The organism is Microbispora rosea, from assembly GCF_900156315.1.
GTDB lineage: Bacteria > Actinomycetota > Actinomycetes > Streptosporangiales > Streptosporangiaceae > Microbispora > Microbispora rosea.
In genome coordinates this window covers 19,523-33,455 of record NZ_FTNI01000011.1, presented here as the reverse complement: position 1 = coordinate 33,455, position 13,933 = coordinate 19,523, and the positions used below count along the sequence as shown (strand labels likewise).

The window sequence follows — 13,933 nt, the reverse complement described above, 5'->3', positions numbered from 1 at the left end:
CGAATCTCGCGCGGCTGCGTATCCGCCGTGTATCGGCTCCTCGGCCTGCGCCGGCGCCCGCCGGTGGCCTTCCGGGGGCTATACGCCCGTGTGCCGGTCGCGGGCGCCGGCGTCGAGGCGGACGGTGGCGACCGCGCCGCCGTCGGGAGCGTTGGCGAAGTCGAGCGACGCGCCGATCACCTGCGCCTGGCCGAGGGCGATCGTCAGCCCCAGGCCGTGTCCCCTGCCGCGTTCCTCCGCACCCGTACGGAAGCGCCGGGGCCCTTCCGCCAGCAGCGTGCCGGGGAACCCGGGTCCGTGGTCGCGCACGACGATCGTCGTGCCGCACACGCCGACCTCGACCGGAGGCCGCCCGTGGCGGTGCGCGTTGGCGACCAGGTTGGCGATGATCCGGTCAAGACGACGCGGGTCGGTGTCGGCCACGGGATGACCGGTCACCTCCACCCTGGCCGGGAGCCCGGTCCGGCGCACCGACTCCTCGACGACCTCGCCCAGCGGCACCGGCACCTGTTCGGCCCGCTCTGCGCCCGCGTCCAGGCGGGAGATCTCCAACAGATCCTCGACCAGCGCGCGCAGCACACCGACCCGGTCACGTACCAGCTCGGTGATCTCTCCCTCCGGGAGCAGCTCCGCCGAGGTGATCAAGCCCATGAGCGGGGTACGCAGCTCGTGGGCCACATCCGCGGTGAAGCGCTGCTCGGTGAGCAGCCGTTCCTGCAGCGCGCCCGCCATCGAGTCGACGGCCGCCGAGATCTCGCCGATCTCGTCACGGGTCCGGCCCCCCGCCCCGATCCTGGCGTCGAGGTCTCCGCCCGCGATGCGCCGGGCCGTTCCCGCCACGCGCCGCAGGCGCCGGTTCGGCAGTTCGGCGACCAGCGCCGCGAGGGGCACCACGATCGCGAGCGCGGCCAGCGTGGCCATGACGATATGCCGGTCGAGGGCCTGGAGGCTGCGCCGCTCGGCACCCATGTCCACCTTGACGGCCAGCACGCGGCCGCCGTCGCGGACGGCCGCCCACATCCAGGGCTCGTCGGGTTTCGTGTCGTCGTACCAGGTGACCGGTTCCCCTGCCGCCGCCTGCCGCAGCAGTTCCGGCGGCAGCACGGCCGGGTCCTGGAGAACCGTGCCGGTCTGGTCCCCGCCGCCGGTCGCCGCGCTTATGGCGGCCTGGAGCGCGGCGGTCCTGCCCACGTTGAGCGACCAGTCGTACGTCGTCGTGTGCACCAGCACCCCGACCGCCACGGCGACCGCGCAGGACGCCGCCGCCACCAGCGCGGCGATCTTCCATCGGAGCGACCGGGGGTCCAGCAGCGACAGGGAATTCACGAGTGACAGGGCGTTCAGCGGCACCCGGGTGCGCGGCGGGTGCCGGGGGTCCGGCGGCGTCCGCCGCCGGTTCCACGTCGTACGGCGGGTCTCGGCGGGCTCGGCGCTCACGTCAGCGCCGCAGCTTGTAGCCGAAACCGCGGACGGTCTCGATCCGGTCGGCGCCGATCTTCTTGCGCAACCGCTGCACGCACAGGTCCACGACGCGGCTGTCGCCGTCCCAGCCGTAGTCCCAGACGTTGCGCAGCAGCGTCTGCCGGTCGAGCACGATCCCCGGATTGGCCGCGAACTCCAGCAGCAGCCGAAGCTCGGTGGGGGCGAGCGCGACCGGCTCGCCGGCCAGGCGCACCTCCAGGCCGTGGGTGTCGATGGCCAGGTCGCCGAAGACGAGGTCGCCCGTCCCGCCGGACGCGGGTTCGGGGGGATCGTCCGGCCCGTGCTGCAAAGCGGGCCCCTGGGCGGGAGCGGGCCCGTACGCGGGAGCGGGCCCGTGTCCGGGGGCGGGCTCGCGAGCGGGGGTGAACGTCGCCCGGCGCAGCAGTGAGCGGATCCTGGCCACCAGCACACCGGTGTCGACCGGCTTGACGACGTAGTCGTCCGCCCCCGCCTCCAGGCCCGACACCACGTCCAGCGAGTCACCGCGCGCGGACATCATCAGGATCGGGATCAGGCTGGTCTCCCTGACCCTGCGGCACAGGCCGATGCCGTCCAGGCCCGGCAGCATCACGTCCAGCAGCAGCAGGTCGTGCCGCCCCTCCCGGAAGAGCTCCAGGCCGGTCAGGCCGTCGCCGGCGGTCGACACCGCGTAGCCGTAGCGTTCCAGGGCCATCCCGACCGTCTTGCGGATCACCTCGTCGTCCTCGACGAGCAGCACGGTGACAGGGGCCTGCGGCCCGCTCTTGACATCCAAACCCGAAATATCTCCCCAAAAGCGGCGAATAGTGCGCTTGCGAGCTTATAAGGACGCACCCGGTGCTCCCCTCTTCGGTGGCGTGACGGCGGGGAAACGTCAGGAGGCCGGGGCCGCCGCTCGCTTCCAGTCCGGGTGGCCCGGCATCGGAGGCACCTGGGCCCCGTAGAGCCAGCCTTCGATGTAGGAGGTGAGGTCGCGCCCGCTGACGCGGTTGGCCACGTCGATGTAGTCCTTCGTGGTCGCGGACCTGCCCAGGTATCGGTCGTAGAACGTCTGCTCGATCTTCTTGAAGACGGAGTCGCCGACCTGCTGACGCAGGCCCGCGAGCATCAGCAGGCCCCCGTTGTTCCCGCCGGTCAGCACGTCCTGCGCCGTCTTGAGCCGCGCGGGAGGCCCGGACTCGACCCGCTTGTCGAACTCGAACTCGTAGCGCTGCTTCAGGACCTCGTCGAGCTTCCGATACCCCTTCGCCACGGAATAGAGCAGCTGGTAGTACTCGGCGTGGCCCTCGCTGATCCACATGTCGTTCCAGGTGCGCACGGAGACGGCGTCACCGAAATACTGGTGGACCAACTCGTGGATCATGGTCGGCACGATCTCCTCGGCCGGACGCGTCAGTCCTTCGACGCTGAACGTGGAAAGCGTCGCGGACTCCAGGGCGACGCCGTCGTAGTCTCCCGGCACCCCCAGCACCCCGTAGGTCTCGAACGGATACCTGCGGCCGATCTCCTTCTCCACCCAGGCGACCTGGTCCGGGATGTCGTCCACCTGGGCCTTCGCCGCCTTGTACCGGGCCGTCGCGAGGTGGCTGCGGATCGGCAGGCCGTGGGGCCCGCGCGCCGTCACCTTCGTGAAGCGGCCGACGGCGACCTGAGCCACGTGGGTCGGGATGGGATCGCGGGTGGTGTAGGTGTAGGTCGTACGGTCCCCGGTGGTCTTGCGCGACCGCAGCGTTCCGCTCGCCACCGCCTGGAGGTTCTTGGGCGTGGTGACGCGGAAGGTGAAGCGGGCCTTGTCGCTGGGGTGGTCGTTGCCGGGGAAGAACATGTGGGCGCGGTCGGGCTGACCCATGACCGCGAAACCGTCGTCCTTTTCGAGCCAGGCCTGCAGGTAGTGCGCCGTGGGCGGGTAGGAGGGCGACCGCGTGTCGTCCGCGCGGTCGACGCGGTAGGAGACGTCGACACGGAAGGACTCGCCTTCGCGCAGGGCATGCCGCGGCGTGATCACGAGCTTCTCGCCGGACACCGTGAACGCGGCCCGCTCGCCCTGTACGGACACCGAGTCGACGCGGTCCACCTTCGAATCCAGGCTGAAGCTGGACAGAGCCTGTTTCGCCGTGGCCGTGATGCGCACGGAGGAGTTCATCTTCGTGGTGCCGGCACGGTAGTCGTACCGGATGTCGTAGGAGGCGACGTCGTAGCCGCCGTTCCCGAGGTAGGTGAAGAGCGGGTCACCGGCGCTGTGGGCGCCGGGCCGGGGCGTCCGGCCGTCCGTCGTGGACGCGCCGGCGCGGACGTCACCTTTGGCGGTCGCGGCGGTGTCACCGGTCTGGGCCGCCGCGGCGCACGCGGAGACCGCCAACGCCAGCGCGCCCGTCGCCGCCAGCGCGCTGAGCGATCCCCGCCTGCGGCGCCGAGGCGGCCGGGGCGACCGGCCCGACGGCTGGGGCGCGCGTGAGCGGGTGCTGTCGGCGCCGGGCCGCGGTCGCAGGCCGGGCATGCGGGCAGAGAACATCGATCGACCACCTCCGGTGAGAAGGCGCGCTGGGTTCGCGCGCTCCGCCCATCGTGGGTGGGGCATGTGTCCGCGCCGCCTGCACCGTGTATCGGCGGCCGCTCAGGCACGTATCACCGTGCACGGCTGCTCGCACAGAAACGGCCTCGCCCACGACGCGACGTCGTGGGCGAGGCCGTCCCCGCCGGCAGACCGGAGGGGCAGGAGACTCAGGTGAGAGCAGGCTCAGGACCCGACGCGGGACGAACCGCGACCGGGGCTTCGTCCAGAGACTGCGCCGGAGCGTTGAACACTTCCTCGTCGAGACGGCCCTCGGAACGGGCGACCAGGACGGGCACCACCATCTGCCCCGTGACGTTGGTCGCGGTACGGATCATGTCGAGGATCGGGTCGATCGCCAGGAGCAGCCCGACGCCCTCCAGGGGCAGGCCCAGCGTGCTCAGGGTCAGGGTGAGCATCACGATCGCGCCGGTCAGACCGGCGGTCGCGGCCGAGCCGACCACGGAGACGAACGCGATCAGCAGGTAGTGGCCCACGCCCAGATGGACGCCGAACACCTGGGCCACGAAGATCGCCGCGAGCGCGGGGTAGATGGCGGCGCAGCCGTCCATCTTGGTCGTCGCCCCGAAGGGCACGGCGAAGGAGGCGTAGTCGCGGTCCACGCCCAGACGCTCGGTGGTGACCCGCTGGGTGAGCGGCATGGTCCCGACCGAGGAACGGGAGACGAAGGCCAATTCGATCGCGGGCCAGGCCTTGCGGTAGAAGGTGAGCGGGCTGACCTTGCCGACGAAGGCGAGCAGCAGCGGGTAGCTCACCAGGAGCACCAGCAGGCAGCCGATGTACACGCCCGCGCTGAGCTTCGCGAGCGGGGCGAGCAGATCCCAGCCGTAGCTGGCCACGGACTTGCCGATCAGGCCGGCGGTGCCGATCGGGGCGAGCCTGATGACCCACCACAGGGCCTTCTGGACCAGTTCGAGGACGGACCGGCTGAAGCCGAGGAACGGCTCGGCCTTGTCGCCGACCGCCAGGGCGGCGGCGCCGAGGACGACCCCCAGGAAGACGATCTGGAGGACGTTGAGCTCGGTGAAGGCGGTGACGATGTTGGTCGGGATGATGCCGGTCAGGAAGTCCAGCCAGGTTCCCGCGCCCTCCAGGTCGACGGCCTTCGCCCCGGCGGTGGAGATGGTGACGCCCTGGCCGGGATTGAGGATCAGGCCGAGGCCGATGCCGAAGACCACCGCGATCAGCGAGGTGATCAGGAACCAGAGCAGCGTCTTGCCGGCGAGCCTGGCGGCGCCGCTGACGTTGCGCAGGTTGGCCACGCTGACGACGACCGCGGTGAAGACCAGCGGCGCGACCGCGAGCTTGAGGAGCTGGACGAAGATCTTGCCGACTTCGGTGAGGGTGGTGGTGAGCCAGGTGACGTCACCGGCGCGGGCGACGAACCCGAGGGCCGCGCCTATCACCAGGCCGAGCAGCAACTGCAGGGAAAAGGAGAGTTTCTTCACGAACGAGACTCCGGCAGAAAGGCATGCTGACGCCGAGGCGGCATGCGAGGTGAAGGGGGGGAAGGAGTGGTGACTGCGTTCAGTGACAGAGACGACTACTCAACCGGCACAGGTCGACGTGCAGCCGCTTGACGAGCAGCACGTGCACCGGGAAGAACCTCATAGCGCGTCAGAACCTCCTCAACCGGCAGTAAATTCCGGTCCTTTATGTGATCCGTATCACGTTCCGCTGCGCCGGTGAAGCCTCAATCGCACCAGAAATCCCATATAAGTCCTCCTGGCCGCGATGTTTCGGTCGCGACGCATCCCATAGATACAACTTGTATCTATGGCTGCTACGCTCCCGGCATGGCCGATCCCGCGAAACGCCCGTCCGCCGCCCACACCGCGTACGCCGTGACCAAGGAGCTGATCCTCTCCGGCGAGCTGCCGGGCGGGAGCCTCATCAGCGAGGGCGAGATCGCCGAACGGGTACGCGTGAGCAGGACGCCAGTCCGGGAGGCGTTCCTGCGACTGGAGTCGGAGGAACTGCTGGCGCTGCACCCCAAGCGCGGCGCGGTGGTGGTGCCGGTGCCGCCGGGAGAGGCCGCGGACGTCCTTGAGCTGCGGCTGGCCCTCGAACGGTCGGCGGCCGAGCGCATCGCCAGGACCGGCCTGCCGCACGAGCACCACGAGAGGATGCGGGAGCTGCTGCGGCGTCAGCGGGCCCTCGCCGAGGCCGCGGACGTCGGCCGGTTCGCCGAGGCGGACGAGGCGTTCCACCGGTGCATCGTCGAGGCGTCGGGAAACCGGCTGGCCGGCCGGTTCTACGCCACGCTCGGCGACCGGCAGCGGCGGATGAGCATCGCCGCGCTGCGCCCGCGGCCGGAGCGGCTGCCCCTGCTGGCCGACGAGCACGAGGCCCTCCTCGGCCACCTCGTCGGCGCGGACAGCGCGGCCTTCGCCTCGGCCCTGCTCGGTCACCTCACCGCGACGCACGGCTCACCGCACCCCGGCCTCGACGACCGCTGACCGCGTCCCCCTCACGCACTCCTCTCGAAGGTCCGACTTTCCATGCCCGAAACCCAGCGGATGCCGGAATCCCGGCAGGCCGCCCTCCCGCCTGCCGTCCCGCTCAGGCCCGGCGCCTGGCGGACCGTCGCCGCGGCGATGTTCGCCTGCGGCTGGGGCGGCAACCAGTTCACCCCGCTGCTGCTGATGTACCGCCGGTTGGGCGGCTACTCCACGCTCAGCGTCGACGCCTTCCTCGGCGCGTACGTCGTCGGACTCGTGCCGGGGCTCCTGCTCGCCGGGCCCGTGTCCGACCGGCGCGGGCGACGTCCCGTGCTGGTGGCCGGCTCCGTCGCCTCGGCCGTCGCGAGCCTGGTGCTCTGCTTCGGCGGTCAGAGCGCCTGGCCCATCTACGTGGGACGGCTGATCACCGGCTTCGCCGTCGGCATCGCCATGTCCGTGGGCAGCAGCTGGGTGAAGGAGCTGTCGGGCGGGACGGACGGCGGGCTCGCCGCACGCCGGGCGGCGCTGTGCCAGACGGCGGGATTCGGCCTCGGCGCCGGGGTCGCGGGCGTGCTGGCCCAGTGGGGACCGTGGCCCATGGTGAGTCCGTACGCCGTCCATCTCCTCCTCACCGCGGCGATACCCGTCCTGCTCCTGCGGGTGCCGGAGACGCGGCCGCCGCTCGCGCACGCGGCGGGTCGTCCGGCCCGGCGGCTCCTCACGGCGCTGGTGGAGGACCTGCGCGTCCCCGCGCCGGCCCGCAGGCGGTTCCGCCTCGTGGTCCTGCCCATGGCGCCGTGGGTGTTCGGCGCGGCCGGACTGGCGTACGCGGTCATGCCTCAGCTGGTCGGCTTCCGCGTCGGGGACTGGGGGCTCGCGTACGCGACCGGACTGACCGTGCTGACCCTGGGCGCGGGCGCGGCGGTGCAGCCCGTGGCCAGGTGGCTGCACGGTGAAGTGAAAACCGGTGAGATGAAAACCGGTGAAGTGAGAACCGGCGAGATGAAACCCCGTGAGGTGAAACCCGGCGAGACGAACACCGGCGAGAGGGGAAACGGCGGGACGGGAACCCGGACGGGACGGGCTCCGGTGGCGGCGATGGCGGTGATGCTCCTCGGCGCGGCACTGTGCGCGGCGAACGCGGTGCTGCTGTCGCCGTGGCTCGCGGCCGTCACCGCGGCCACCCTGGGCGCCGGTTACGGCCTCGCGGTGGTCTCCGGACTGCTGGAGATCCAGCGCATGGCCGGCCCCGACGACCTCGCCGGCCTGACCGGCGTCTACTACATGCTCGCCTACGCGGGCTTCCTGCTCCCCACCGTGCTGGCCGGCTTGTCGTCGTGGCTCTCCTACCCCCTCATGCTGGCGGCGGTGGCGGCCGCGGCCCTGGTCTGCCTGGGCCTGGTCGTGACCGGCGCCCGCGTCACCGAGCCGGCGGCCCCGGCGCGATGACGGTCGCTTCCGTGCGTCTCGCCCGACGCCTCCGCGCCGCCGGCATCCGGGTGGCCGTACGTCCGGGTGGCCGGCATTCTCGCCCCCCGGCGCCCGGGTGGCTGAAGCATTCATCCGACGCGGCGCGCGGCGGCGTCGAACGGCGACGGGCGGCGGGGTGTTCGCCGAGCTGAGGGCGGGCGCGCCCCCCCGGGCCGGGCGCGCGTACGGCGACAGGCGCCGTCGGGCGCTGTACGCGCCCGCCACGCCGGTGAATCGTGCGGGGTGACGACGATCTCGCGCGGTGGGGAGGCACGGCATGGCGGTGCGGCTCGGAGCGCGTCTCATGGCGGTGGTCGCGGCGGTGATCCTCCTGCCGGTCACGGCGGTCCTCACGGGCACCCCCGCCGCCGCGGACACCCGCGTCGACAACCCCTACGTGGCCGCCCAGCGCTACGTCGATCCCTGGTGGTCGGCGTCGGCCGCGGCCGAGCCCGGCGGTGCGGCGGTGGCCGACCAGCCGACCGGCGTCTGGCTCGACCGCGTCTCCCTGATCGAGGGCACCGCCTCCTCCCCCGGGCTGCTCGCGCATCTGAACGAGGCCGTCGTGCAGGACGCCTTCGGCTCGGCCCCGCTCACGATCCAGATCGTGCTCGACGACCTGCCGGACCGGAACTGCACCCACCCGGTCTCCAACGGGGACTTCAGCGTGGCGGCCGACGGCCTGAACCGCTACCGGAGCGAGTATGTCGATCCGATCGCCGAGATCCTGGCCGACCCGGCCTACCAGCGGTTGCGCATCGTGGCGATCGTCGAGCCCGACTTCCTGCCCGGGCTGCTCCTGCCCGCCGCCACCTCCCGCTGCGCCGCCGTACAGGCGAGCGGCGCCTATCCCGCGGCGCTGCGGTACGCGGTGACCCGGCTGCACGCCGTCCCCAACGTGTACGTCTACCTCGACGCCTCCCACCACGGCGTCGCCGGTCATCCGGACAACTTCGGCCGGGCCGCCGACCTGCTCGCGAGCATCGCGGGCGCGACCGGAGGGCAGCCTTCACCCGTGCACGGCTTCACGGTGAACGTCGCCGGCTACGGCGCCCTGGTCGAGCCGTACTACAACACCCAGATGGGCCGGCCGGTGAAGAGCTCGCAGTGGGTGGCCGGAAACGACTACGTGGACGAGCTCTCGTTCGCCCAGGCGTTCCGGCAGCGGCTCATCGCGGCGGGCTTCGGATCCGGCATCGGCATGGTGATCGACACCTCGCGCAGCGGCTGGGGCGGCCCGTATCGCCCGGCTCGCACGAGCACCTCCACCGATGTGAACCGGTTCGTCGACGAGTCCCGGACGGACCGCCGGCACAGCGTCGGCAACTGGTGCAACCAGGCCGGCGCCGGGCTCGGCGCACGGCCCGCGGCCATCCCCGCCGCCGGCGTCGACGCGTACGCGTGGATCAAGCCGCCGGGCGTCTCCGACGGCGCGAGCGTGAACGTCACAAGTCCCGACGGCCTCCTCCCCGACCCGATGTGCGATCCCACCTATGTCCAGGGGACCGTGCCCAGCGGGGCGCTGCCGTACGCCCCGGCGGCGGGGCAGTGGTTCGGGCCGCAGTTCCAGCAGCTCCTCGCCAACGCCTACCCGCCGCTGTGAGGCACCGGCCGCGCTAGGGAGTGTCTGACAAATGCTGCCCGTCGCGAGCGTGGATCCAGGTGGATGCATCGCAAGGCGGAGGAGGAGGTCGGAGCGGAGCTCCGGGCGACGACGACAACGCGGCGAGGCGCCGCCTGGGCCGCGCGCAGCAGGGCCATGATTTGTCAGACACGACCTAGTAGTGCTTTGTTAGGTGATCAGGGTGGTCGCTGTGAGCATGTCGGGCAGCGGCCGGTCCAGGTGGCCAGGAGCACCTGGAGTTCTCTGAGGATCGTGTAGAGGGTCAGGCTGCGGCTTTTGGGTCGTGTAAGCGCAGTTCGGTGCAGAACAGGTGGGCGGCGGTGACCAGGGTGACGTGGCGGTGCCAGCCGATCCAGGAACGGCCTTCGAAGTGGTCCAGGCCCAGGCCGGTTTTCAGCTCGCGGTAGTCGTGTTCGATCCGCCAGCGGATCTTTGCCAGGGCGATCAGCGTGGCCGACGGGGTGTCGGCGGGCAGGTCGGTCAGCCAGTACTTGATCGGCTCGGCCTCACCGGCGGGCCATTGCGCGATCAGGACATTGACGGGCAGTGTGCCGTCACCTGCGGGGTGGGGCCGGCGTCCGGCGACGCGAACCAGGATGACGAACTGGGCGGTCATGGCTCCTTTGGAGCCGGTGCGCCAGGTCACGGTGATCGCCGCCTGCCGTCCGACGGCCAGGACGTGCTCGCGCAGGCTGATCGGCCTATTCGGGTAGCGGTGCGGCCGGGGCGGGCGACCTCTGCCTGAGTAGGTGACCGGGTCGGGTTCATCGGTGGCGTGGTGGGCGGTGACCGCGCCTTTGACCTGCACCACGTAATGGCAGCCGCGCTCGGCAAGGGCGGCGCGCAGGCGGGCGTTGTCGCCGTAGGCGGCATCGGCCACCACCAGCGGCGGCACGAGCCCCCAGGCGGCCAGCTCATCGAGCATCTCCACCGCGAGTTGCCACTTGGGCCGGTGGTGTTCGCCGTCGGGGATGGCGCAGCGGGCACGGCGCGCGGTGACCTGTGCGGCGGTGGCCTCGTCGTCGCCGGCGTGTGCAGGGTCCCACGAGGCGGGCAGGAACAGGCGCCAGTTCAGCGGGCAGGAGGCGGCGTCGGTGACGGCGTGCACGCTGACGCCGATCTGGCAGTTGCCGACCTTGCCCAGGGTGCCCGAGTACTGCCGGGCCACCCCGGGTGAGGCGATCCCGTCCTTCGGGAAGCCGGTGTCGTCGATCACCCACGCCGCCGGGGTGATGGTGTCGATCGCCCGGGTGGCCAAGCGGCGGCGCACTTCGGTGGGGTCCCAGGTGGAGGAGGTGAGGAACTGCTGCAGCCCTTGGTGGTCCACTCCCAGGCGTTCGGCCATCGGCTGCATCGACTTGCGGCGGCCGTCCAGCAGCAGGCCCCGCAGGTAGGTCAGCCCTTTGGCCCGCTGATCCCGGCGGGCCAAAGGAGCGAACATCTCAGCGGCGAACAACTCCAGTTGCCGGCGGACATGCGCGAGGTGCTCGGGGGGCACACCCGCATCGCACCACTACACACCGGCACCAACCAGTCACAACAGGCTGACCTAACAAAGCACTACTAGGCGGTCTGGGCGGCCGGCGGTTCGTCGAGGAGCCGGACCAGTCGTTTCGGCGCGATCAGCCGGTAGCTGTCCTCGATCAGCCCGGCGATCTCGTCCCAGTCCTGATCGGCGTCCAGGCGTGCGCCCACCCAGCCGTTGCGGCCGACGTACGGCGGGACGAAGAAGCGCTCCGGATCCGAGGCCACGAGGGCGTCCTGCACCCCCGGCCCGGCCTTGAACGTCAGCGAACGCCCATCCTCGCTGGTCATCGCGAACATCTTGTCGCCGACCCGGTAGGTGGGCGCCGTGTGGCCCCCGAACGGCCTCTCCACGGCCTCCGGCAGGTTCAGGCAGATCTCCCGGAGCCGGGCCGGCACATCCTGGTCGCTCACGCGGCTCACCCCTTCGCACGGTCGTCGTCAGCGACCAGGGTAGGGGCCGCCCCGCTCGAACGGCAGGCGGTGCTGCACGGCGAGCAGCAACGCGATCGACGGCAGCACCAGCAGTGCGCCCGCCGCCGCGACGGCGAGAACCGCGGTGATCACCGCCGGCTCCGCCGCCGCCTGCCGGAAGGACACGGCCGGCGGCAGCATGAGCGGATACTGCGCCACCGGCCATCCGCACATCACGGCGGCCACGGCCAGGGCCGCGGTGCCGCGTACGAGCAGGTAGCGGCGCAGCCACAGCAACGCGATGGACGCGACGCCGAGCACGGCGCTCGCCACGACGAGCGGCAGCGCCCTGTGGGTGAGGCCGGTGAAGAGCCGGGGGGCGTCGGCGTGCAGCACTCCGATGCCGCCGAGGGCGACCACACCGGTGACGGCGGCCGCGGCCAGCGCCCTGCGCCGGAAGACCTCGGCCATCCCGGGCAGGCGGGACCGCACGGCGTCGTCGCACAGGTAGACCGCGGCCAGGTAGGCGCAGACGGCCACCGCGAGGACGCCGCCCAGCATCGAGGTCGGGTTGACCCACGCGCCCACGAGGCTTCCCCTGGCCAGGCCGGGCGGCACCCGGCCGGACGCGACGGCCCCGGCCACCGTGCCGAGGAAGAACGGCGTGAGCACCGACGACAGCGCGAAGGCCGCGCCGAACAGGCGCTGCTGCCACAGCTCGGTGCTGCTCTTGCGGAACGCGAACGCGGCCCCCCTGCCGATGATCCCGAACGCGGCCAGCGTGAGGGGGATGTAGAGCGTGGACATCACCGCCGCGAAGACCGTCGGGAAGCCGGTCCACAGCACCACGAGCACGAAGATCAACCAGACATGGTTGGCCTCCCATACAGGGCCGAGCGAGTGTTCGATGAGCCGCCGCTGCGGCATGCCCGCCCGGCTGCCCCCGGCCAGCAGGTCCCACAGGCCGCCGCCGAAGTCGGCACCGCCGAGCAGCGCGTACAGGGTCAGGCCGAGCCACATGACCCCGAGCAGGACCTGCGCCGCCTCCATCAGGCCGTCTCCCGTTCCTGTGGCGCGGCCACCGGCCGGGCGCGGACCATGAGCCGCAGCACGTACACGGTCGACACCGTGAGAACCGTGTAGACGACGACCAGCAGCAGGAGTCCCGCCCACAGGTTGGGCGCGGGGTTGACCGCGTCGGCGGTGCGCAGCCTGCCGTACACGACCCACGGCTGACGGCCGACCTCGGTCACCACCCAGCCCGCCTCGACGGCGACGACGGCGAGCACGCCGGAGGCGGCCGCCGGCCACAGGAACAGGCGGGAGCGCGGGATCTCGCGCCGCCGCCACCAGGTGAAGGCGAGCCAGGCCGCCAGCAGCAGGAGCAGGACGCCGATGCCGACCATCGTGTCGAAGCACAGGTGGACCGGCGTGACGGGCGGCCGGTCGGCGGACGGCGTGCGGTCCAGTCCCTGGACGACGGCGTCCGGGCTGTAGCCCACCAGCAGCGACAGTCCGTTGGGGATCTCGAACGCGTAGCGCAGACGGTCGCCCACGAAGATCCCGCCGACGCTCAGCGGCGCGTGCGGCCCTGTCCTGGGCAGTCCTTCCATCGCGGCGAGCTTCGTGGGCTGGTAGCGGGCGAGGAAACGCGCGGTGTAGTCGCCCACCACGATCTGGACGGGCGTCAACGCCCCCGCGACGGTGAAGGGCACGAGGAAGCCGAGGCGGTGGTAGCGGTCCCGCCGCCCGCGCAGCAGGGCCACGGCGTAGACGGACGCGGTGGCGAAGCCCGACACCATGAAGGCCGCGACGATCATGTGGATGGTCTGCGGCGGAGTGGCGGGGTTGAACATGGCCGCCCAGGGCGAGACGTGCGTGACGCGGCCGCCCTCCAGGAGGAAGCCGCGCGGCTGGTTCATCCACGCGTTGGCGGAGACGACGAAGAACGCCGAGGCCACACCGGCGACCATCACCGGCACCCCGGTCAGCAGGTGGGCTCTGGGCGAGAGCCGGTCCCACGCGTAGAGGTAGATCCCGATGAAGATCGCCTCAAGGAAGAACGCGATGCCCTCCAGCGCGAACGGAAGCCCGATCACCTGGCCGTACGCACCCATCAGACCCGGCCACAACAGGCCCATCTCGAAGCTGAGGATCGTGCCCGACACGGCTCCGACGGCGAACAGGACGGCCACCGCCTTCGCCCAGCGCCGGGCGAGGCGCAGGTAGTCGTCGTCGCCGCGGCGCAGCCCCCGCCATTCGGTGAACAGCAGCAGGGCGGGCATGCCCACCCCCAGGCACGCGACGATGATGTGCCACCCGAGGGACAGGGCCATCTGGGTCCGCGCCGAGACAAGATCGGCCCCGCCCGCCGGGCCGGCCGCGGCGATCAGCGGCGCCGCGAGCGCCGGCCGCATCGTCCGTTCC

At 71.7% G+C, this 13,933-nt stretch carries 12 protein-coding genes; 3 read left to right on the top strand and 9 right to left on the bottom strand.

The genetic code is table 11. The features are described from left to right. Positions 1-78 precede the first annotated feature (78 nt). From BXA11_RS17215 to BXA11_RS45765, 5 genes are all read right to left on the bottom strand, one after another. Positions 79-1,437 carry a sensor histidine kinase gene (locus BXA11_RS17215; RefSeq protein WP_239105027.1) on the bottom strand — a complete coding sequence of 453 codons (1,359 nt, stop codon included), beginning with the start codon at positions 1,435-1,437 and terminating at the stop codon, positions 79-81. Position 1,438: 1 nt separating this feature from the next. After that, on the bottom strand, positions 1,439-2,236 hold the full coding sequence (locus tag BXA11_RS17210; RefSeq protein ID WP_275409710.1) for a response regulator transcription factor: 798 nt from the start codon (positions 2,234-2,236) through the stop codon (positions 1,439-1,441). A 99-nt stretch (positions 2,237-2,335) separates the two neighbouring features. After that, positions 2,336-3,973, bottom strand: a complete 1,638-nt coding sequence (locus tag BXA11_RS17205) for a M1 family metallopeptidase (RefSeq protein WP_204053699.1) — start codon at positions 3,971-3,973, stop codon at positions 2,336-2,338. A 209-nt stretch (positions 3,974-4,182) separates the two neighbouring features. Beyond that, positions 4,183-5,481, bottom strand: coding sequence for a dicarboxylate/amino acid:cation symporter (locus BXA11_RS17200; protein ID WP_076435665.1), 1,299 nt, complete (start codon positions 5,479-5,481; stop codon positions 4,183-4,185). Between the two features lie 79 nt (positions 5,482-5,560). Continuing rightward, positions 5,561-5,644, bottom strand: coding sequence for a putative leader peptide (locus tag BXA11_RS45765; protein ID WP_357326566.1), 84 nt, complete (start codon positions 5,642-5,644; stop codon positions 5,561-5,563). A 185-nt stretch (positions 5,645-5,829) separates the two neighbouring features. Here BXA11_RS45765 and BXA11_RS17195 point away from each other — a divergent pair, with 185 nt between their 5' ends. From BXA11_RS17195 to BXA11_RS17185, 3 genes are all read left to right on the top strand, one after another. Continuing rightward, the gene (locus BXA11_RS17195; RefSeq protein WP_030506689.1) at positions 5,830-6,492 is read left to right on the top strand and encodes a GntR family transcriptional regulator; all 663 of its coding nucleotides are present in this window, start codon (positions 5,830-5,832) and stop codon (positions 6,490-6,492) included. Positions 6,493-6,534: 42 nt separating this feature from the next. Further along, positions 6,535-7,923 carry an MFS transporter gene (locus BXA11_RS17190; RefSeq protein WP_076435663.1) on the top strand — a complete coding sequence of 463 codons (1,389 nt, stop codon included), beginning with the start codon at positions 6,535-6,537 and terminating at the stop codon, positions 7,921-7,923. Between the two features lie 298 nt (positions 7,924-8,221). After that, positions 8,222-9,547, top strand: coding sequence for a glycoside hydrolase family 6 protein (locus tag BXA11_RS17185; RefSeq protein WP_076435661.1), 1,326 nt, complete (start codon positions 8,222-8,224; stop codon positions 9,545-9,547). 283 nt (positions 9,548-9,830) lie between these two features. Here the strand turns inward: BXA11_RS17185 and BXA11_RS17180 are convergent, their stop codons facing one another. From BXA11_RS17180 to BXA11_RS17165, 4 genes are all read right to left on the bottom strand, one after another. Continuing rightward, on the bottom strand, positions 9,831-11,066 hold the full coding sequence (locus BXA11_RS17180) for an IS701 family transposase (protein WP_373320587.1): 1,236 nt from the start codon (positions 11,064-11,066) through the stop codon (positions 9,831-9,833). A gap of 65 nt (positions 11,067-11,131) precedes the next feature. Beyond that, the gene (locus tag BXA11_RS17175; RefSeq protein ID WP_076435657.1) at positions 11,132-11,506 is read right to left on the bottom strand and encodes an MmcQ/YjbR family DNA-binding protein; all 375 of its coding nucleotides are present in this window, start codon (positions 11,504-11,506) and stop codon (positions 11,132-11,134) included. A gap of 27 nt (positions 11,507-11,533) precedes the next feature. Beyond that, positions 11,534-12,556 carry a cytochrome d ubiquinol oxidase subunit II gene (locus tag BXA11_RS17170; protein ID WP_076435655.1) on the bottom strand — a complete coding sequence of 341 codons (1,023 nt, stop codon included), beginning with the start codon at positions 12,554-12,556 and terminating at the stop codon, positions 11,534-11,536. Then, a complete protein-coding gene (locus BXA11_RS17165; protein ID WP_076435653.1) occupies positions 12,556-13,923 on the bottom strand; it encodes a cytochrome ubiquinol oxidase subunit I in 1,368 nt (455 codons plus the stop codon). Before BXA11_RS17165 ends, BXA11_RS17170 begins: the two co-directional genes overlap by 1 nt. Positions 13,924-13,933 lie beyond the last annotated feature (10 nt).